The organism is Paraburkholderia sp. BR13444, assembly GCF_040948755.1.
Lineage (GTDB): Bacteria > Pseudomonadota > Gammaproteobacteria > Burkholderiales > Burkholderiaceae > Paraburkholderia > Paraburkholderia youngii.
Window position 1 is genome coordinate 179,742 of sequence record NZ_JBFPKM010000010.1, and the last position, 18,811, is coordinate 198,552.

Here is an 18,811-nt window from a genome sequence, read left to right on the forward strand (position 1 = left end):
CGTTTGGCGGACAAGTCGTCACTTTGGCTCGCCATGCAGTTGGAGCCGCGACGCGTAGGACAACAGGCGTCGGTGACATTCGGTGTCGCGTGATAAAATCGCGCCAGTTCAAGGACTTGCATGCAGGCGTCGCACGCGGTCGTATACCGCGCGAATGCGGTGCCGAGCGTATCGCACCGAAGCACCCAATCCTTCGCCCGACGATCGGCGGTATAAGCGCCCAGCCACGTTCACGCGCAACGCGCGACCTATACTGCTTTGGGCCGGCACAATGCCGGCACACGTCGCGCCGCGTTGCTCGCATAGCGCATCTCGCGCAGCGCGACGTGGCGCTCTCATTCACGGAGTATCACGGTGATCCGCAAAGACGCTAAGCGTAGCGCGCTCGTGCTGTTTTCCGGCGGCCAGGATTCCGCCACATGTCTCGCATGGGCGCTCGATCGTTACGACACGGTCGAAACGATCGGCTTCGACTATGGTCAGCGTCATCGGGTCGAGCTCGAATGCCGAGAGGGGTTCCGTCAGGCCGTCGCGCGTGCGTTTCCGGCGTGGGCCGATCGTCTCGGCGACGATCACACGATCGACCTGTCGCTGCTCGGCGCGATCAGCGACACCGCGATGACGCGCGAGATCGAGATCGAAGCCACGGCCAATGGGTTGCCGAACACGTTCGTGCCGGGCCGCAATCTGATGTTCATGACGATCGCCGCGGCCATCGCGTATCGGCGCGGTTTGCAGGTGCTGGTCGGCGGGATGTGCGAGACGGACTTCTCGGGCTACCCCGATTGCCGCGACGACACGATGAAGGCGTTGCAGGTTGCGCTGAATCTCGGCATGGACAAGCGTTTTGCGCTGGAGACACCGCTAATGTGGCTCGACAAGGCCGACACTTGGCGTCTCGCGCACGAGCTCGGCGGCGACGCACTGGTCGAACTGGTGCGCGTCGAGACCCACACTTGCTACCTCGGCGAACGCGCCGAACTGCATTCATGGGGCTTCGGCTGCGGCGAATGCCCGGCATGCCGGTTGCGCAAACGTGGCTATGAGGCTTACCTCGCCGGTGAGAAAGTCACCGAGCCCGTGTGACGGTTCGCGCAAGAGCGCGCATCATTGATTCAGGAACACAGGACAGAAAGCAGCATGACGTACGCGGTCAAGGAAATCTTCTACACGTTGCAGGGCGAGGGCGCGAATGCCGGGCGGCCGGCCGTGTTCTGCCGTTTTGCAGGCTGCAATCTGTGGTCGGGCCGCGAAGAGGATCGCGCGGAAGCCGTCTGCCGTTTCTGCGACACCGACTTCGTCGGCACTGACGGAGAGAACGGCGGCAAGTACCGCAAACCTGACGAACTCGTCGCGATGATCGCGTCGCAATGGCCGCAAGGCGAGGGCGAACGCTTCGTCGTGTGCACCGGCGGCGAGCCGATGCTGCAGATCGATCCGCCGCTCGTCGACGCGCTGCACGCGGCCGGCTTCGAGATCGCGATCGAGACCAACGGCTCGCTGCCGGTGCTCGACACGATCGACTGGATCTGCGTGAGCCCGAAGGCCGACGCGCCGCTCGTCGTGACGAAGGGCAACGAACTGAAGGTCGTGATCCCGCAGGACAACCAGCGCCTCGCCGACTACGCGAAGCTCGACTTCGAGTATTTCCTCGTCCAGCCGATGGACGGTCCGTCGCGCGACATCAACACGAAGCTCGCGATCGACTGGTGCAAGCGTCATCCGCAGTGGCGCCTGTCGATGCAGACTCACAAGTATCTGAACATTCCCTGATTTGCCGTGCTGACGATTACCCGAAAACTCGAATTCGACGCGGGCCACCGCATCCCCGATCACCGCAGCCAGTGCCGTAATCTGCACGGCCATCGCTATGTGCTCGAAATCACGCTGCAAGGCGATCTGGTCGACACCGAAGGCGCGCCCGACCGCGGCATGGTGATGGATTTCGCCGACGTGAAGTCGCTCGCAAACGAGCACCTGGTCGACAAGTGGGACCACGCGTTTCTCGTCTACGAAGGCGACACGCAGGTGCGTGGCTTTCTCGACAGCATGGCGGGTCACAAGACGGTCGTGATCGATCGCATTCCCACGGTCGAAAACCTCGCCGCGATTGCATTCGATATCCTCGCGAACGTCTACGACGCGCACTACGGCGTGAACCTGCGCTTGCATAAAGTGCGTCTGTACGAGACGCCGAACTGCTGGGCCGACGTGGTCCGCGACTAGCTTCCCGCCTGAATCCACACCCCCGCCGCGCGCGCGAACTCTCGCGTTATTGTCACGGTATGATCGTTCCGACCAACACACGGAGCGAGACATGCCGGTCACCGCATCGCGTCGCAGCAGGCATCGAGGCCGTCAGCGCCCCGGTGCCTGCCTGATTCGCTATCTGGCCCCGCTTCGCATCGCAAACCTGCGCGAGGCCAGCCGATGAGCACCTTCACCAACTCCCTCAAACAACGTCTGAAGGACAACGCGCCGCTGTTCGGGCTGTGGTTGTCGCTCGGCAGCGAGGCCGCCGCCGAAGCGCTCGCGCACGCCGGCTTCGACTGGCTGCTGATCGACATGGAGCACGCGCCGAACGATAGCGGCGGCGTCGAGTCGCAATTGCGCGCGATCGCCGCCGCCCATTTGCCGAGCGAGCCGGTGGTGCGCGTGCCCGCGAGCGAGCCGTGGCTCGTCAAGCGCGTGCTCGACGCCGGCGCGCGCACGCTGATGTTCCCGAACATCGAATCCGCTGAAGACGCGGCACGCGCCGTGCGGCTCACCCAATATCCGACCGCGGAGGCGCTCGACGGCCTGCGCGGTGTCGCGGGCGTCGTGCGTGCGGCCGGCTACGGCATGCGGCGCGACTACGTGCAGACGGCCAACGCACAGATCGCGACGATTGTGCAGATCGAATCGGCGCGCGGCTTGCGCGAGGTCGAGCAGATCGCGGCGACGCCGGGCGTCGACTGCGTGTTCGTCGGGCCGGCTGATCTGGCCGCGAGCCTCGGTCACCTCGGCGACGCGAAGCACGCGGACGTGCAGGCGGCGATGGCGCGCATCGTCAGCGCGGCCGACCAAGCCGGCATTGCCGCCGGCATCTTCGCGATGGACGTGGCCGGCGCGCGGCAGCATCGCGACGCGGGCTTTCGCTTCGTGGCGCTGGCCGCCGACGTGATCTGGATGTTGCGCGCGACGCGCCAGGCATTACAGGAGGTGAGGTCATGAACGGCAGAGTGCAGGGGGGCGCCGGGCCGAGGATTGCGCGGGCGACCGCGCAAGTGACCATCACGGCGGCGGCGCTGCTCGCGAGTACCGCGTGGAGCGCCGCGTACGCACAGGATCACGTCGCCAGGTCGAACGATCCGCAGACGCAATCCGCAGTGGCCGATTACAACGCCGGCAACCTCGCCGCTGCGCTGACCGAATTCCGCGAGGCCGCCGAGCGCGGCAGCCGGCTCGCCCAATTCAACTACGCGATGATGCTGCTCAACGGCGAAGGCACGCCGGTCAACGTCGACGAAGGCAAGAAGTGGCTGCGCAAGGCCGCCGACGCGAACATGTCGCACGCGCAATACGTGTACGGCAAGATGTACGACGATGGCGAGTTCGTCGAGCGCGACCCGGTGGAGGCGCATCGCTGGTTCATGAAGGCCGCTGCACAGGGGCATGTGCAGGCGGAACTCGCGCTCGCGAATCAGTTCCTCGACGGACGTGGTACCGAGCGCGACAACAAGCAGGCGTTCGTCTGGTACAAGAAGGCGGCGCAGGGCGGTGACATGACCGCGCAGTATGTGACCGGCTCGTTCTACGAACGCGGCGGCGATGGTGTCGACCGGAATCTGAATGTGGCGCGCGCGTATTACGCGGCGGCGGCGGCACAGGGCGATCCGGCCGCGCGCCTGAAGTATCAGCAGTTGAGCGCGCAGTTGCGCGATCAGAAGGAAGTGAAGCCGCAGTAATGAGGCAGCAATCAAGCAAAAGGGCGCTCGCAACGAGCGCCCTTTTTGCATTTTCGATTGCTGCGTGCCGCAAGCGACGCTTAGCTCTGCATCAACCGCTTCTGTCGCGCGACACTCATGATCAGCCCGGTCGCGACACCCAACGTGGTCAGCGCGGTGCCACCGTAACTCATGAACGGCAACGGCACGCCGACCACCGGCAAAATCCCGCTCACCATGCCGATATTGACGAACGCGTACGTGAAGAACGCCATCGTCAACGAGCCGGCCAATAATCGCCCGAACAAGGTCGCGCCATTTGCCGCGATGTAGAGCCCGCGCGCGATCAATAGCATGTACAGCGTGAGCAGCACGATCCCGCCCGCCAATCCGAACTCTTCCGAAAACACCGCGAAGATGAAGTCGGTGTGCTTTTCGGGGATGAACTCCAGATGCGCTTGCGTGCCCTTCAGCCAGCCCTTGCCGAGCGGGCCGCCCGAACCGATCGCTATCACCGCCTGAATCGTGTGGAAGCCTTTGCCGAGCGGGTCCGAGGTCGGATCGAGCAGCGTGCAGATACGGTGCTTCTGATAGTCGTGCATCAGCGGCCACTGCACTTCGGGCTGACAGATCTTGTCCTGGAACGCCGCGATCGACACAACCGCGATCACGCCTGCGATCAGCACCGGCACGATCAGCTTGAAACTCAGCCCCGCGAAGTAAATCACGAACAGGCCGGCGGCGAACACGAGTACGGCCGTGCCGAGGTCGGGCTGCTTCGCGATCAGGCCGACCGGCACGATGAGGATCGCGAAGCCGACCAGGTAGTCGTACCAGCGCATCACGCCTTCGCGGCGCTGGTAGTACCAGGCGAGCATCAGCGGTGTCGCGATCTTCAGGATTTCCGATGGCTGGATCACCACGCCGACGTTGATCCAGCGCTTCGCGCCCTTGCGCGTGAGACCGAACATCGCGACCGCGACCAGTAACGCGATCCCGAACGTGTAGAGCGGGACCGCGAAGCGCATCAGCGTGTTGGGCGGCACATTGGCGAGCCCCCACATCAGCACGAAGGTGAGCAGGATGTTGCGCAACTGGTCTTCGACGCGGCCCGGCATATCGAGACTCGCGCTGTACAGCGTGACGATGCCAACGCACAGCAGCAGAAAAACGATCAGGGCGAGCGGACGGTCGAAGCCCGCGAACATCCGCTTGATGCGGTCGAGCCAGGCGCGCTTGTCGAATTGCATGCCTTTCTCCTTATTCGTCGATACCGCCGGTGGCGGGCTGGCGCGGTGACGCGCCCTGGACGCTGTCCTCGCGCGATGGGGCCGCGACGCTCGGCGCCGGCTCGCTGGCCGGACGGGGTTTGTGCGGGGCGTCGGACGTACGCGACGCGGATTTCTTTGCCGCGGCCAAAGCCGATGCCGCCCTGGCCGCCGACGCCGCCCGCGCCGCACTGGCTGAAACCGCTGCCGGTGCGCTGGCCGGCACCGTTGCCGCCGCGCCAGCCGATGCCGCCACCGGCACCGACGCGCCGTTCGCGCCCGAAGCCGCAACAGCCGCCGACGCACCCGAGGCCGCCGCGGCAGCCGCCGCCCCCGGCACCGGCAGTGCCTTGAAGCCCGCCGCAATCCTGAGCGGCTGGGCGCCCTCATGCTGCGCCGGCGTCTCACCGACCTGTGGCGCGGACGCTTCGACGGTGTTCGATGCCGCTGCCGCGACGGCTGCTTCGACCACGCCGGGCTTGTTCTTGCCGACCAGGTAATAGTCGAGCACCCTGCGCGCGATCGGACCGGCCGCCTCCGCGCCCCAGCCGCCGTTTTCGACGATCAGCGCGAGCGCGATCTTCGGTTGCTCGACGGGCGCGAACGCGATGAACAGCGCGTGATCGCGCAAATTCTCAGCGATCGCGTGACCCTTGTAGTTCGCGCCTTGCAGCGAGTACACCTGCGCGGTACCGGTCTTGCCTGCCGCCTGGTACGCCGCGCCGGTGAACACCTTGGCCGCCGTGCCGTTCGTGATCACGCCTTCCATCGCATGCTTGATGAAGTCGATGTCCTGCTGCTTGACCGCGATCCTGTCACTCGGGTCGCGCACCACCGGCCGCGTGTCCTTCGTGATCGGATTCTCGATGTCGCGCACGAGGTGCGGCTTCATCACGACGCCGTTGTTCGCGAGCGTTGCGGTGGCATGCGCGAGCTGCAGGATCGTGAACGAGTTGTAGCCCTGGCCGATGCCGAGGCTGACCGTCTCGCCTTCGTACCACTTCTGCTGCTCGGGTTTGCGGTACGCGTGGCGCTTCCAGTCGGTCGACGGCAGGATGCCCTTCGCTTCGCCGGCGATGTCGATGCCGGTGATCTGCCCGAAACCCCACGGTTTCATGAAGTTCGCGATGTTGTTGACGCCGAGATCGTGCGCGAGCATGTAGAAGTACGTGTCGTTCGACACGACGATCGCACGGTTCATGTCCACCCAACCCTGGCCCGAGCGCACGTCGTTGCGGAACGTGTGACCGCCGAACGTGTAGTAGCCGGGGTCCTGGAAGCCCCAGCTCGGCGTGCGCTTGTGCAGCGACAGCGCGGCGAGCGCCATGAACGGCTTGTAGGTCGAGCCCGGTGGGTAGGTGCCGTGTAGCGGCCGGTTCAGCAGCGGATGGTCGGGCGAGTTGTTCAGCTCGTCCCAGGTCTGCTGGTCGATGCCGTCGACGAATGAATTCGGGTCGAAGCTCGGCGCCGACACGAACGCGAGCACGTCGCCGGTGGACGGCTCGATCGCCACGAGCGCGCCGCGACGTCCGGCGAACGCCTGCTCGGCGACCTGCTGAAGGCCGATGTCGAGCGACAGCACGAGGTTGTTGCCCGGCGTCGCCTGGGTGCGCGACAGCGTGCGCACCGGGCGGCCGCCCGCCGTCACCTCGACTTCCTCGAAGCCGGTCTGGCCGTGCAGCTCGGTTTCGTAACTCTGCTCGACGCCGATCTTGCCGATGTAATCGGTTCCCTTGTAGTTGTTCGCGTCCAGACGCGGATCGTAGTGGTCCGGATCGCTGTCGTTCTGATCGCTGGCGTCGTCGATGCGGTCCTGGTCGCGCTGCGAAATCCGTCCGATGTAGCCGATCACGTGCGCGGCGGTCGGCCCGAGCGGGTACTGACGGAACAGCCGCGCGCGCACTTCGACGCCGGGGAAACGGAAGCGCTGCGCGGTGAAGCGCGCGACTTCGTCGTCGGTCAGGCGCGTGCGGATCGGCAGACTTTCGAAGTTCTTCGAGTCTTCCTGCAGCTTCTTGAAGCGGCGGCGGTCGCGCGCGTCGATCGAGACTACCGTAGCGAGGTTGTCGACGACGTTATCGAGCGTGTCGTTCAGCTTCGACGGTGTGATTTCGAGCGTGTAGGCCGAGTAGTTCTTTGCGAGCACGACGCCGTTGCGGTCGGTGATGATGCCGCGGTTCGGCACGATCGGCGCGACGGAGATGCGGTTTTCATCGGCCTGCAGCGAGTACTTGCTGTAGTGCCAGACCTGCAGGAACAGGAAGCGAAAGCCAATCAGCCCGAAGCAGACGAACACGAACAGGCCCGCCGCCGCGACGCGCAGGCGGAATTTCGTGAGCTGCTGTTGAGTGTCCTTGAATTCGGTCATGCGATTCTGCAAAAGGCCGGCATGCGGCCATCAAGAGTGTGCGCCCAAACTGGCTGCGGGCGGTGGGCCCGATGCGGGTTCAAATGGGGCGGGTATCGTCCGGGTCGGCGGGGCGGCGCTGCGGCATCAGCAGCAAGATGCTCGCGAGCGGCCACAGCGCGGCTTCGACGAAACCGTCGATCAGATAACTCCAGCCCGGAAACGCCGCACCGGTCAACAACCGGATCACGAACGGCACCAGTTGCGCGACGACGAGTAGCGGCATCACCGCGAAGGTTTGCACGCCGAGCGACATCCACAGCACGCGGCGGTGAATCGTGATCGCGCCGTACGACAGCAGCGTGTAGGCGAGCGCGTGCTCGCCGAGCAGGCTCGCGTTGTGCACGTCCATCAGCAGGCCGAGAAAAAACGCGATGCCCATGCCGACCTTGCGCGGCTGATGCACATTCCAGAACAGCAACACGAGCGCGACGAAATCGGGCACGCCGGCGAGACGCCCCCACGGCATCAGGTTCAGCAGGAACGCGGAGGCGAGGCTGAACGCGATGAAGTACGGGTTGACTGGCTGCAGGATGTATTGCGGGCGATTCATGGCTGAGCCCCCGGCTCGGCTTGCGGCTTCGCGTTCTTCGCGGCGGCCGGTTTGTCGGCTTTTCGGTCGGCTGCGGGCTTTTCGGACTTCTTGTCGGCGGCGGGTTTTTCGGACTTCTTGTCGGCGCTGGGTTTGGCCGGCGCCTTCTCCGTGGATTTGGCTGCCGGCTTTTCGGCCGCGGCTTTGTCGGCGGTGTTCTTGTCGGCCGACTTGGCGGCCGCGGATTTGTCCGCCGCGCCCTTGCCTTCCGCGGCTTTGGCGCCCTTCTTCGCTTTCGCTTCTTTCGCGACGGTCGCCGCGTCGGGCTCGTCGGCCGGGCGCGGCGGCGCGGTGTTCTGGACGTGCAGCACCAGCACCTGACGCGCGCCGCGCACCGCCGCGACCGGCAGACTGACCACGCGGGCAAACGCGGTGTCGGCCTGCCTGTCGACGCGCACGACCTTCGCGACCGGCAGCCCCGGCGGATACACGCCGTCGAGACCGCTGGTGACGAGCTCGTCGCCGGTCTGCACGTCGGCGCTGATCGGCACGAAGCGCAGATCGAGCGTGTCGCCCTTCGGCGTGCCGTAGATCACGCTGCGCAAGCCGGTGCGCAGAATTTCGACCGGCACCGCCTGGTCCTTGTCCGTCAGCAGCGTGACTTCGGCCTGCAGCGGAAACACCCGTGTGACCTGGCCGATCACGCCGTCCTCGTCGACGACCGGCGAGCCGTTCTGGATGCCTTGCTGCGCGCCGCGTCCGATCACGACCTTCTGCGTGAACGGATCGCGCGTGTCGTACTGGATTTCGGCGGGAAGCGATTGCGTGGTCAGCTGCTGCGACAGTTGCATCAGTGCGCGCAGATGACTGTTTTCGGCAGCGAGCGACGCGGCCGTGTTGGCCTGCTGCGACAGCTGCAGGTCCTTCTCGCGCAGCTTCGCGTTTTCGTTGCGCAGCGTGGCGCTCGTCACGGCGAGGTCGGCGGCGCCCATGAAGATGTCGCGCGGCACGAGCGCCGCGCGCTGCAACGGATAAAGACCCGCGCCGAGCACGCCGCGGACGATTTCGAGCGTCTGGAAGCGGGCGTCGGAGATCAGCAGGACGAGCGCCAGCACGACGAAGAACACCAGTCGCGCGAGAGCGGAGGGGCCTTGCTTGAATAGGGGCGGCGGACTGTATTCCATGGTCGGCGCCGGGGGCGTGAGCGGTTGGGTGAGACGGCGGCGCGCTAGGCAAGCGCGTTCAGCGCGCGGAGGCTGGTCGGCCCAGCCAACGACAAAGCGGCCCGCAAGGGGCCGTGTGCCAGATCCGCGCTGCTGACATGGGAGGAAGGCTCGCTTACTCGTACGAGAAAATGCTGCCGAGCTTGTCCATGCGCTCGAGCGCCATGCCCGAGCCGCGCACGACGCAAGTCAGCGGATCTTCGGCGACGAGCACCGGCAGGCCGGTTTCTTCGGCGAGCAGTCGGTCGAGATCGCGCAGCAGCGCGCCGCCGCCGGTCAGCATCATGCCACGCTCGGCGATGTCCGCGCCGAGTTCCGGCGGCGTTTGTTCCAGTGCGATCTTCACCGACGACACGATCTGGTTCAGCGGATCGGTCAGCGCTTCGAGGATTTCGTTGCTGGAGATCGTGAAGCTGCGCGGAATGCCTTCCGACAGATTGCGGCCCTTCACTTCCATTTCCTTGACTTCGGAGCCCGGGAACGCGGAGCCGATTTCCTTCTTGATGGCTTCGGCGGTCTGCTCGCCGATCAGCATGCCGTAGTTGCGGCGGATGTAGTTGACGATCGCTTCGTCGAATTTGTCACCGCCGACGCGCACCGAGCCCTTGTACACGATGCCGCCGAGCGAGATCACGCCGACTTCGGTCGTGCCGCCGCCGATGTCGACGACCATCGAACCCGTTGCTTCCGACACCGGCAGGCCCGCGCCGATCGCGGCGGCCATCGGCTCTTCGATCAGATACACCTGCGAGGCGCCCGCGCCATGCGCGGCTTCCTTGATTGCACGGCGCTCGACCTGGGTCGAACCGCACGGCACGCAGATGATGATGCGCGGCGACGGCGAGAACATGCGTGATTCGTGAGCAGTCTTGATGAACTGCTTGATCATCTGCTCGGTGACGGTGAAGTCGGCGATCACGCCGTCTTTCATCGGGCGGATCGCCTCGATGTTGCCCGGCACCTTGCCGAGCATCTGCTTGGCTTCCTTGCCGACTGCCTGAATGGTCTTCTTGCCGTTCGGGCCGCCTTCCTGGCGGATCGACACGACCGACGGTTCGTCGAGAACGATGCCCTTGCCGCGCATGTAGATAAGCGTGTTGGCGGTGCCGAGGTCAATGGCCAGATCGTTGGAGAAGTAGCTGCGCAAAAAACCGAACATTCAAAATCCTGTCTCGCTGGGGGCCGGGCCTCGCACCGTATGCGTAGGACGGCAGCGGAATAAATAACAGCTTCAACCGGGCGGTAGCGACGCCACATGAACTTGAAGCCGCGGGGGAGTCTACCGGAGGCCGTTGCAAAGCCAGGGCGGAAAACGCCGGACGTTCTTTGAATTGTCCGTAAGGCCTTGGTAAGTCGGTCCGGGTTTGGGTCGAACGCGTAATCATACCTTATAATTTTGGATGTTTTGAAGGAAACGGAGCGTACATTTTGCCGTTGCCGCTCCTTTTTTTAGATTGTCCTATCTTGTCGTAACCCGCTGTTAAAGCGCGACTTTTTAACTGTAGTGACATTCCACCCTCTCCGGTGATTGCATGGCTCTGACCCTGACCGATGTAAAACGCATCGCGCATCTCGCGCGGCTCGAACTGGCCGATTCCGACGCCGAGCACACGCGTGCCCAGCTCAATGATTTTTTCGGACTCGTCGAGCAGATGCAGGCGGTCGATACCACCGGCATCGCCCCGCTTGCCCACCCGATCGAGCAGATCGAAGACGTCGCGCTGCGTCTGCGTGACGACGCCGTCAGCGAGACGGTCGAGCGCGAGGCTTTCCAGCGCCCCGCGCCGGCCGTTCAAGACGGCCTGTACCTCGTGCCGAAGGTGATCGAATAAGACCCGTCGGTCAGACCCCGGGCCCGGCGCCGGCACGAGCCTTTCGTGCGCAGGCGCGCGGCTTCGCCGCGAGCCGTGCCGGGCCGTCTGCCGACGGGCAACCGAACGCCTCCACGGCAGCGTGACCACGCTGCCGCGCTTTCCAGGATAAAACGCAATGCATGAAAAAAGTTTGACCGAACTGCGCGCCGCGCTCGCGGCCAAGGAATGCTCCGCAGTCGAACTGGCGCAGTTGTACCTGAAGCGGATCGACGCGGCCAACAGCCTGAACGCGTTCATCCAGGTCGATCCCGAACTGACGCTCGCGCAGGCGAAAGCCGCCGACGCGCTGCTGCACACCGGCCACGCCGGCCCGCTCGTCGGCCTGCCGATCGCGCACAAGGACGTGTTCGTCACGAAGGGCTGGCGCTCCACGGCCGGCTCGAAGATGCTCGCGAACTATGAAAGTCCGTTCGACGCGACCGTGGTCGCGCGTCTGCAGAACGCCGGCATGGTGTGCGTGGGCAAAACCAACATGGACGAGTTCGCGATGGGCTCGTCCAACGAGAATTCGTACTTCGGGGCCGTGCAGAATCCGTGGGACCGCAAGGCCGTGCCGGGCGGATCGTCGGGCGGCTCGGCGGCCGCCGTGGCCGCGCGTCTCGCGCCCGCCGCAACCGGCACCGACACCGGCGGCTCGATCCGCCAGCCGGCGTCGTTCTCGGGCATCACCGGCATCAAGCCGACGTACGGCCGCGTGTCGCGCTACGGCATGATCGCGTTCGCGTCGTCGCTCGATCAGGGCGGCCCGATGGCGCAAAGCGCCGCGGACTGCGCTACGCTGCTCAACGCGATGGCCGGCTTCGACGAGCGCGACTCGACGAGCCTGTCGCACGAGCACGAGGACTACACGCGCTACCTCGGCAAGTCGTGGCGGGACGGCGGCGCGGACAAGCTGCTCGACGGCCTGCGCATCGGCCTGCCGAAGGAGTACTTCGGCGCCGGTCTCGCCGACGACGTGCGCGCGTCGATCGACGCCGCTCTGAAGCAATACGAAGCGCTCGGCGCGACGCTCGTCGAGGTGTCTCTGCCGAAAACCGAACTGTCGATCCCGGTCTACTACGTGATCGCGCCGGCCGAAGCCTCGTCGAACCTGTCGCGTTTCGACGGCGTGCGCTTCGGCCACCGCGCGGCCGAGTACCGCGATCTGCTCGACATGTACAAGAAGTCGCGCGCCGAAGGCTTCGGCCCCGAAGTGAAGCGCCGCATTCTGGTCGGCACCTACGTGCTGTCGCACGGCTACTACGACGCGTACTACCTGCAGGCGCAGAAGATCCGCCGCATCATCGCGCAGGACTTCCAGGAAGCGTTCAAGCAGTGCGACGTGATCATGGGACCGGTCGCGCCGTCGGTGGCATGGGACATCGGCGCGAAGGGCGACGACCCGGTGCAGATGTATCTGGCCGACATCTACACGTTGTCGGTGAGCCTCGCCGGCCTGCCGGGCATGAGCGTGCCGTGCGGTTTCGGCGCGGGCGCGAATGCGCAGCGCCCGGTCGGTCTGCAGATCATCGGCAACTATTTCAATGAAGCCCGGATGCTTCAGGTGGCCGACGCGTTCCAGCGCGCCACCGACTGGCACCGTCAGGCACCGGCAGGAGTGTGAGCACCATGACCAAACAATGGGAAGTCGTGATCGGTCTGGAGACCCACACGCAGTTGTCGACGCATTCGAAAATCTTCTCGGGCACCGCGACGCAATTCGGCGCCGCGCCGAACACTCAGGCCAGTCCCGTCGATCTGGCGTTGCCGGGCACGCTGCCCGTGATGAACCGCGGCGCGGTCGAACGCGCGATTCAGTTCGGCCTCGCGATCGGCGCAACGGTGGCGCCGCGCAGCATCTTCGCGCGCAAAAATTACTTCTACCCCGATCTGCCGAAGGGCTATCAGATCAGCCAGTACGAAATCCCCGTCGTGCAGGGCGGCCAGGTGACGATCCAGGTGCCGGCCAATGAAAAGACGGGCACGCAAGCGTACGAGAAAACCATCAACCTGACCCGTGCCCACCTCGAGGAAGACGCGGGCAAGTCGCTGCACGAAGACTTCGCGGGCATGACCGGCATCGACCTGAATCGTGCCGGCACGCCGCTGCTCGAAATCGTCACCGAGCCGGAAATGCGCAGCGCGGCCGAGGCCGTTGCCTACGCGAAGGCGCTGCACACGCTCGTCGTGTGGCTCGGCATCTGCGACGGCAACATGCAGGAAGGCTCGTTCCGCTGCGACGCGAACGTGTCGGTGCGTCCGGTCGGCCAGAAGGAATTCGGCACCCGCACCGAGACCAAGAACCTGAACTCGTTCCGCTTCCTCGAAGAAGCGATCCAGTACGAAGTGCGTCGCCAGATCGAGCTGATCGAAGACGGCGGCACGGTGGTGCAGGAAACGCGTCTGTACGATCCGGACAAGCGCGAAACGCGCTCGATGCGCAGCAAGGAAGACGCGCACGACTACCGCTATTTCCCCGACCCCGACCTGATGCCGCTCGTGATCGACGCCGCATGGGTCGAGCGCGTGAAGAGCGAGATGCCTGAGCTGCCGGAAGCGATTCAGCGGCGCTTCGTGTCGCAGTACGGCCTCACGCCCTACGACGCGAACGTGCTGACCTCGAGCAAGGCGACGGCCGCATACTACGAAGCGGTGGTCGCGAAAGTCGGTCCGGCCAACGCGAAGGTCGCGGCGAACTGGGTGATGGGTGAAGTGTCGTCGCAGCTCAATCGCGAAGGCCTCGACATTGCCGCGTGCCCGGTCTCGGCCGCGCAGCTCGCGGTGATTCTGCAACGCATTGCCGACGGTACGATCTCGAACAAGATCGCGAAGGAAATCTTCCTCGCGATCTGGGAAGAGAAGGCCACCGACGAAGCCGCCGCTGATCGCATCATCGAGGCGAAGGGGCTGAAGCAGATCTCGGACACCGGCGCGCTCGAAGCGATCATCGACGAAGTGCTCGCCGCGAACCAGAAGTCGGTCGACGAATATCGCGCCGGCAAGGAAAAGGCGTTCAACGCGCTGATCGGCCAGGCGATGAAAGCAACCAAGGGTAAGGCCAACCCTGCTCAGGTCAATGAATTGCTCAAGAAAAAGTTGTCCTGAGTTGAAGTGCCGCGGCCGGGCGTGATCACGGCCGTGTCACCACGGGCCGTTGCCGGATCGAAGCAGGGCAACGGCCCGTTTTATTTTGCGGACCCGCTTCAGCCGGTTAAGCGTAGACCACGGAGTGTGTGCATGACAAATCATCCCGATCTCGACGATTTCCGCGTGCCGTACTTCGACGACGGCAAGAAGAAGAACCACTTCTCGCTCGACCATTACGATCCGAAGGCGAAGCCGTTTTCGAGCGGCTCGAAAGACGCGGACCGCGCGCGTCTGTCGGAAGTGGGCCTGCTGCTCGACAACCTGCAGGAGCGGCTGCACGCGCAGCGCAAGCGTCGCGTTCTGCTGGTGCTGCAAGGCATGGACACGAGCGGCAAGGACGGCACGATCCGCGCGGTATTTCACGAAGTCGACCCGCTCGGCTTGCGCATCGTGCCGTTCAAGGCGCCGACGCCCGTCGAACTCGCGCACGACTTCCTGTGGCGCGTGCATTCGCAGGCACCCGCGGCCGGCGAGCTGACGATCTTCAATCGCAGTCACTACGAAGACCTGCTCGTGCCGACCGTGCAGGGCGAACTCGACGCGGACGAGTTCCAGCAGCGCTGCTGCCACATCCGTCAGTTCGAGCAGTTGCTCGCCCACAGCGGCGCGACGATCGTCAAGTGCATGCTGCATATTTCGAAGGACGAGCAGCGAGTGCGTTTGCAGGAGCGCATCGACGATCCGCTGAAGCACTGGAAATTCGACGTGTCGGATCTCGAAGCGCGCAAGCAGTGGGACGCATATCAGTCCGCGTATCGCGACGCGCTGGCCGCGACGTCGACCGAATACGCGCCGTGGTACGTGATTCCGGCCGACTCGAAGACGCATCGCAACGTGATGGTCGCCGAACTGCTGCTGCGCACGCTCAATGCGCTGAAGCTCGAATATCCGCCAGCCAAGGAAGCGCTGAAGGGCGTCAAGGTCGAGTGAACGCGGCCTCGCCCTTTGGCTTCAGAAACGAATCGAACAAAAGAGGAACGACATGTTGCGTGTGATTACCGCCAACCTCAATGGCATCCGCTCGGCGGCGAAGAAGGGCTTTTTCGAATGGTTCGGCGAACAGGGCGCCGACGTGCTGTGCGTGCAGGAAATCAAATGCTCGCAGGACGATATGACGCCGGAGTTCATGGCGCCGCACGATTTCACCGGCTATTTTCAGCACGCGGTGAAGAAGGGGTACAGCGGCGCGGGCGTCTATACGCGTCATGAGCCGGACGAAGTGGTGATCGGCTTCGGCAGCGAGGAGTTCGACCCGGAAGGGCGCTATGTCGAGCTGCGTTTCGGCAAGCTGTCGGTGGTCTCGGTGTATGTGCCGTCGGGGTCGAGCGGAGACGAGCGCCAGCAGGCCAAATTCCGTTTCATGGACGAGTTCATGCCGCATCTCGCCGAGCTGGCGAAGGAACGCGAGGTGATCGTATGCGGCGACGTGAACATCGTGCACAAGGAAATCGACATCAAGAACTGGAAGAGCAACCAGAAGAATTCGGGCTGCCTGCCCGAAGAGCGCGCGTGGCTCGACAAACTGTTCGACGAAGTCGGCTATGTGGACGTGTTCCGCACGCTCGACCAGCGGCCCGAGCAGTACACGTGGTGGAGCAATCGCGGTCAGGCGTATGCGAAGAACGTCGGGTGGCGGATCGATTACCAGATCGCGACGCCGGGCATCGCAAGCAAGGCGAAGCGCACCGACGTGTTCCGCGACATCAAGTTCAGCGACCATGCGCCGCTGACCGTCGACTACGACCACAAGGTCAACAAGTAAGCCCACCAGCCGCGGCGCGTGCAGCGCCGTGGCCCGCCAGCAGTCGGTAGAAGCGGGGTGTCAGTCGCGCGCCGTCTTGCGGGTCGGCCGGCCGATGCCCGCGTAATCGGGCAACTCGTCGACGCTCTTGCCGATTGCCTTCGCATACAGCGACAGCATGTCCGGCAGCCGCTTGATGATGTCGTCGCGGCGCGCCGGTGTGTACGGGTGCACGTAGATGAAGCCCTGCTCGCGATTGCCGCGCGTCGCTTGCGCGAGCTTGTCCCACAGCGTGACCGCCGCGCGCGGATCGAAGCCGGCGCGCGACGCGATATCGCTGCCGATCACGTCGGCTTCGGTTTCGTCGGTGCTCTCGTACTTCATTTCCAGCAGACGCGAACCGATGCCGAGCGGCGCCATGCCCAGATCGGCGAGTCCGAACAGTTGCGGGATCGTGCCGGACGAATCGAGCTGGCTCGCCTGCAACTGACCGAGCCGCATGCGCGCGTGCTCGCGCAACGCGTGCGCGATCTCGTGGCCGATCAGCATGCCGACCTCGTTGTCGTTCAGGCGCACGCGATCGAGTATCCCGCTGTAGACGACGATCTTGCCGCCCGGCAGGCAGTACATGCGGATGTCGTTCGAGCGCACCACCGCGACTTCCCACTTCCAGCCCTTGGCTCGCTCGTTCCATTTCAGCGAGTACGGAATCATCCGGTCGATGATCGAGCGCACGCGCGTCACGCGCGCGTCCGTGTCGCCGTACAGGCGGTTCGCGTGGCTGGCGCCGTAGACGATCTGGCTGAACTCTTCGGCGGCCTGCGCCTCGAGCATCGACGACGGGATCAGATTGCGGAACACCATGTAGCCGCCGTAGCGCAGTTGGGGGCTCACGTAGTAGGGCGGCGGGACGGCCGCGGGGGCCGACGCGCCGGCGCTCGGAGCGCTGCCGCTAGCGCCGGACGCGCCCGCGGGACCGGCGTTGGCGTTGGCGCCGGTGCTGTTATTCGCGCCGGTGTTGGCGCCGCCGGCGCCGCTGTTGTTGCCGGCCGCAGCCGAGGTCGCGCTTTCGGCGCTGGCGCCGCTTGGCGCGGACTTGGCCGCAGGCGTCGGGGCCGGGTTGGCTGTCGCACCGCTCGTGGTCGCGGCGGCGGCAGCCGGCGCGGGCGCTTGCGCGCCGCTCACCGGACTGGCGCCAGTCGCTGGTGTGCCGGCCGCATAGGCGCCCATCGGCATCGCCAGCGCGACGCTCGCGCAGCCGAGCACGCCTGCGGCGCTGAGTGCGGTGCGGCGCGCGCGGGTCGGAAACGGTACCTTCACGACCGGTCCCTCCACGGCGCGATGCGCACCAGCAGCAGCATGCCCGGCAGCGCGAGCGCGGTACAGAGGATGAAATAGTCGAACCAGCCGATCCGCGCGACCACAAAGCCGCTCGCCGCCGACGCGAGCGTGCGCGGCACCGACGCGAGGCTCGTGAACAGTGCGAACTGCGTCGCGGTGTAGCGCGGATCGGTGGTGCTCGCGATATATGCGGTGAACGCGGCCATCGTCAGACCGGTGGCGAAGGTCTCGAAGCCGTACACCAGCGCGAGCGCGACTGAGCGCGGATCGAGCTGCACGCTCCAGTCGATGCCGACCAACGACAGCAGCTTCGTCGTGCCCTGGCTCAGCGCGACGGCGATGTTGTAAATCGCGGCAAGTCCGGGTGAATCCGGGCCGAGATGCGCGAGCCACGCGAAGCCGAGCGTCGACACCATCTGCAGCAAACCGAAGATCCACAAGCCACGGCCGATGCCGATCCTCATCAGCCAGATGCCGCCGATGATGCCCCCCGCGAGACTCGCGCCGAATGCCGTGGTCTTCGCGATCACGCCGATCTGCGTGCGCGAAAAGCCGATGTCGAGGAAGAACGACGTGGACAGCGTGGTCGCCATCGTATCGCCGAGCTTGTAGAGAAAGATGAAGCCGAGCACGAAGAGGGCACCGCGCCAGCCGTCGCGCTGAATGAATTCCCTGAACGGCTCGACGATCGCCTCGCGCAGATTCTTCGGCGGCTGGCCGTGCACCTCGGGCTCGCGCACGACCAGCGTCATCAGAACGCCAGGCAGCATGAACGCGGCCGTCACGATGAACACGGTGCTCCACGGCAGATGATCGGACAAAATCAACGCGAGCGAACCGGGCACGAGCGCCGCGATCTTGTACGCGTTCACGTGCACCGCGTTGCCGAGGCCCTGCTGCGTGTCGCTGAGCAATTCACGCCGGTACGCGTCGATCACGATGTCGGAGCTCGCGCCGAAGAACGCGACCAGCGCGGTCAGCGCGGCGACGCTCCAGATCGCTTCGCGCGGCGACACGAAACCGAGCGTCGCCATCGCGCCGGCCACGAGCAATTGTGTGACGAGCATCCAGCCGCGCCGTCTGCCGGGCCGCCAGCCGGGCACGCGCGGCACATAGCGGTCCATCAGCGGTGCCCAGACGAATTTCCAGGTGTACGGAAACTGGATCAGCGCGAACAGGCCGATTTCCTTCAGATTGACGCCTTCCGAGCGCAGCCACGCCTGCACGAGGTAGACGAGCGTAAACAGCGGCAATCCCGAAGTGAAGCCGAGAAAGACGCAAATCAGCATGCGCGTATTCAAAAACGCGCGCCAGCCGGGATGTTCTTCGTGAGCGGTAAGTGCGGGCGCCTCGTGCGGCGGGTTCGACATGTG

General features: G+C 65.0%; 17 protein-coding genes. 10 read left to right on the forward strand and 7 right to left on the reverse strand.

From position 1 onward, the window contains the following. Positions 1 to 354 precede the first annotated feature (354 nt). From queC to AB3X95_RS26590, 5 genes are all read left to right on the forward strand, one after another. Complete coding sequence (queC, locus tag AB3X95_RS26570; RefSeq protein WP_176122360.1) at positions 355 to 1,086, forward strand: 7-cyano-7-deazaguanine synthase QueC; 732 nt, start codon at positions 355 to 357, stop codon at positions 1,084 to 1,086. Positions 1,087 to 1,140: 54 nt separating this feature from the next. Next, complete coding sequence (gene queE / locus AB3X95_RS26575) at positions 1,141 to 1,773, forward strand: 7-carboxy-7-deazaguanine synthase (protein WP_368622967.1); 633 nt, start codon at positions 1,141 to 1,143, stop codon at positions 1,771 to 1,773. Between the two features lie 9 nt (positions 1,774 to 1,782). Beyond that, positions 1,783 to 2,226 (forward strand): 6-carboxytetrahydropterin synthase QueD, encoded by a 444-nt coding sequence (queD, locus tag AB3X95_RS26580; protein ID WP_026228977.1) that lies wholly within the window; start codon positions 1,783 to 1,785, stop codon positions 2,224 to 2,226. 204 nt (positions 2,227 to 2,430) lie between these two features. Beyond that, complete coding sequence (locus tag AB3X95_RS26585; protein ID WP_176380653.1) at positions 2,431 to 3,213, forward strand: HpcH/HpaI aldolase/citrate lyase family protein; 783 nt, start codon at positions 2,431 to 2,433, stop codon at positions 3,211 to 3,213. Beyond that, positions 3,210 to 3,947 carry a tetratricopeptide repeat protein gene (locus tag AB3X95_RS26590; RefSeq protein ID WP_184226150.1) on the forward strand — a complete coding sequence of 246 codons (738 nt, stop codon included), beginning with the start codon at positions 3,210 to 3,212 and terminating at the stop codon, positions 3,945 to 3,947. The genes AB3X95_RS26585 and AB3X95_RS26590 overlap by 4 nt, the downstream gene beginning before the upstream one ends. Positions 3,948 to 4,027: 80 nt before the next feature. Here the strand turns inward: AB3X95_RS26590 and rodA are convergent, their stop codons facing one another. The 5 genes from rodA to AB3X95_RS26615 form a co-directional block, all read right to left on the reverse strand. Then, the gene (gene rodA, locus AB3X95_RS26595) at positions 4,028 to 5,176 is read right to left on the reverse strand and encodes a rod shape-determining protein RodA (RefSeq protein WP_176109829.1); all 1,149 of its coding nucleotides are present in this window, start codon (positions 5,174 to 5,176) and stop codon (positions 4,028 to 4,030) included. A gap of 10 nt (positions 5,177 to 5,186) precedes the next feature. Further along, entirely contained in the window at positions 5,187 to 7,562 is a 2,376-nt protein-coding gene (gene mrdA, locus AB3X95_RS26600) for a penicillin-binding protein 2 (protein ID WP_176367368.1), read from the reverse strand. 79 nt (positions 7,563 to 7,641) lie between these two features. Then, positions 7,642 to 8,154, reverse strand: a complete 513-nt coding sequence (gene mreD, locus AB3X95_RS26605; RefSeq protein ID WP_176109827.1) for a rod shape-determining protein MreD — start codon at positions 8,152 to 8,154, stop codon at positions 7,642 to 7,644. After that, positions 8,151 to 9,317, reverse strand: coding sequence for a rod shape-determining protein MreC (mreC, locus tag AB3X95_RS26610; RefSeq protein WP_368622968.1), 1,167 nt, complete (start codon positions 9,315 to 9,317; stop codon positions 8,151 to 8,153). Before mreC ends, mreD begins: the two co-directional genes overlap by 4 nt. Positions 9,318 to 9,471: 154 nt before the next feature. Continuing rightward, entirely contained in the window at positions 9,472 to 10,515 is a 1,044-nt protein-coding gene (locus AB3X95_RS26615; protein ID WP_004189550.1) for a rod shape-determining protein, read from the reverse strand. 373 nt (positions 10,516 to 10,888) lie between these two features. Between AB3X95_RS26615 and gatC the strand changes: the two genes are divergently transcribed. From gatC to AB3X95_RS26640, 5 genes are all read left to right on the forward strand, one after another. Next, positions 10,889 to 11,188 carry an Asp-tRNA(Asn)/Glu-tRNA(Gln) amidotransferase subunit GatC gene (gene gatC / locus AB3X95_RS26620; protein WP_176109825.1) on the forward strand — a complete coding sequence of 100 codons (300 nt, stop codon included), beginning with the start codon at positions 10,889 to 10,891 and terminating at the stop codon, positions 11,186 to 11,188. A gap of 157 nt (positions 11,189 to 11,345) precedes the next feature. Further along, positions 11,346 to 12,833: an Asp-tRNA(Asn)/Glu-tRNA(Gln) amidotransferase subunit GatA gene (gene gatA / locus AB3X95_RS26625; protein WP_368622969.1), complete on the forward strand. Its 1,488-nt coding sequence runs from the start codon at positions 11,346 to 11,348 to the stop codon at positions 12,831 to 12,833. A gap of 5 nt (positions 12,834 to 12,838) precedes the next feature. After that, positions 12,839 to 14,314, forward strand: coding sequence for an Asp-tRNA(Asn)/Glu-tRNA(Gln) amidotransferase subunit GatB (gatB, locus tag AB3X95_RS26630; RefSeq protein WP_176109823.1), 1,476 nt, complete (start codon positions 12,839 to 12,841; stop codon positions 14,312 to 14,314). 132 nt (positions 14,315 to 14,446) lie between these two features. Continuing rightward, the gene (locus tag AB3X95_RS26635; protein ID WP_368622970.1) at positions 14,447 to 15,286 is read left to right on the forward strand and encodes a PPK2 family polyphosphate kinase; all 840 of its coding nucleotides are present in this window, start codon (positions 14,447 to 14,449) and stop codon (positions 15,284 to 15,286) included. Between the two features lie 52 nt (positions 15,287 to 15,338). Beyond that, positions 15,339 to 16,118, forward strand: coding sequence for an exodeoxyribonuclease III (locus AB3X95_RS26640; RefSeq protein ID WP_176109821.1), 780 nt, complete (start codon positions 15,339 to 15,341; stop codon positions 16,116 to 16,118). A gap of 60 nt (positions 16,119 to 16,178) precedes the next feature. Here the strand turns inward: AB3X95_RS26640 and AB3X95_RS26645 are convergent, their stop codons facing one another. Together AB3X95_RS26645 and AB3X95_RS26650 are read right to left on the reverse strand one after the other, a co-directional pair. Next, the gene (locus tag AB3X95_RS26645; RefSeq protein ID WP_309235072.1) at positions 16,179 to 17,417 is read right to left on the reverse strand and encodes a M48 family metallopeptidase; all 1,239 of its coding nucleotides are present in this window, start codon (positions 17,415 to 17,417) and stop codon (positions 16,179 to 16,181) included. Continuing rightward, positions 17,414 to 18,808, reverse strand: coding sequence for an AmpG family muropeptide MFS transporter (locus AB3X95_RS26650; protein WP_176122350.1), 1,395 nt, complete (start codon positions 18,806 to 18,808; stop codon positions 17,414 to 17,416). Before AB3X95_RS26650 ends, AB3X95_RS26645 begins: the two co-directional genes overlap by 4 nt. Positions 18,809 to 18,811: the final 3 nt, after the last annotated feature.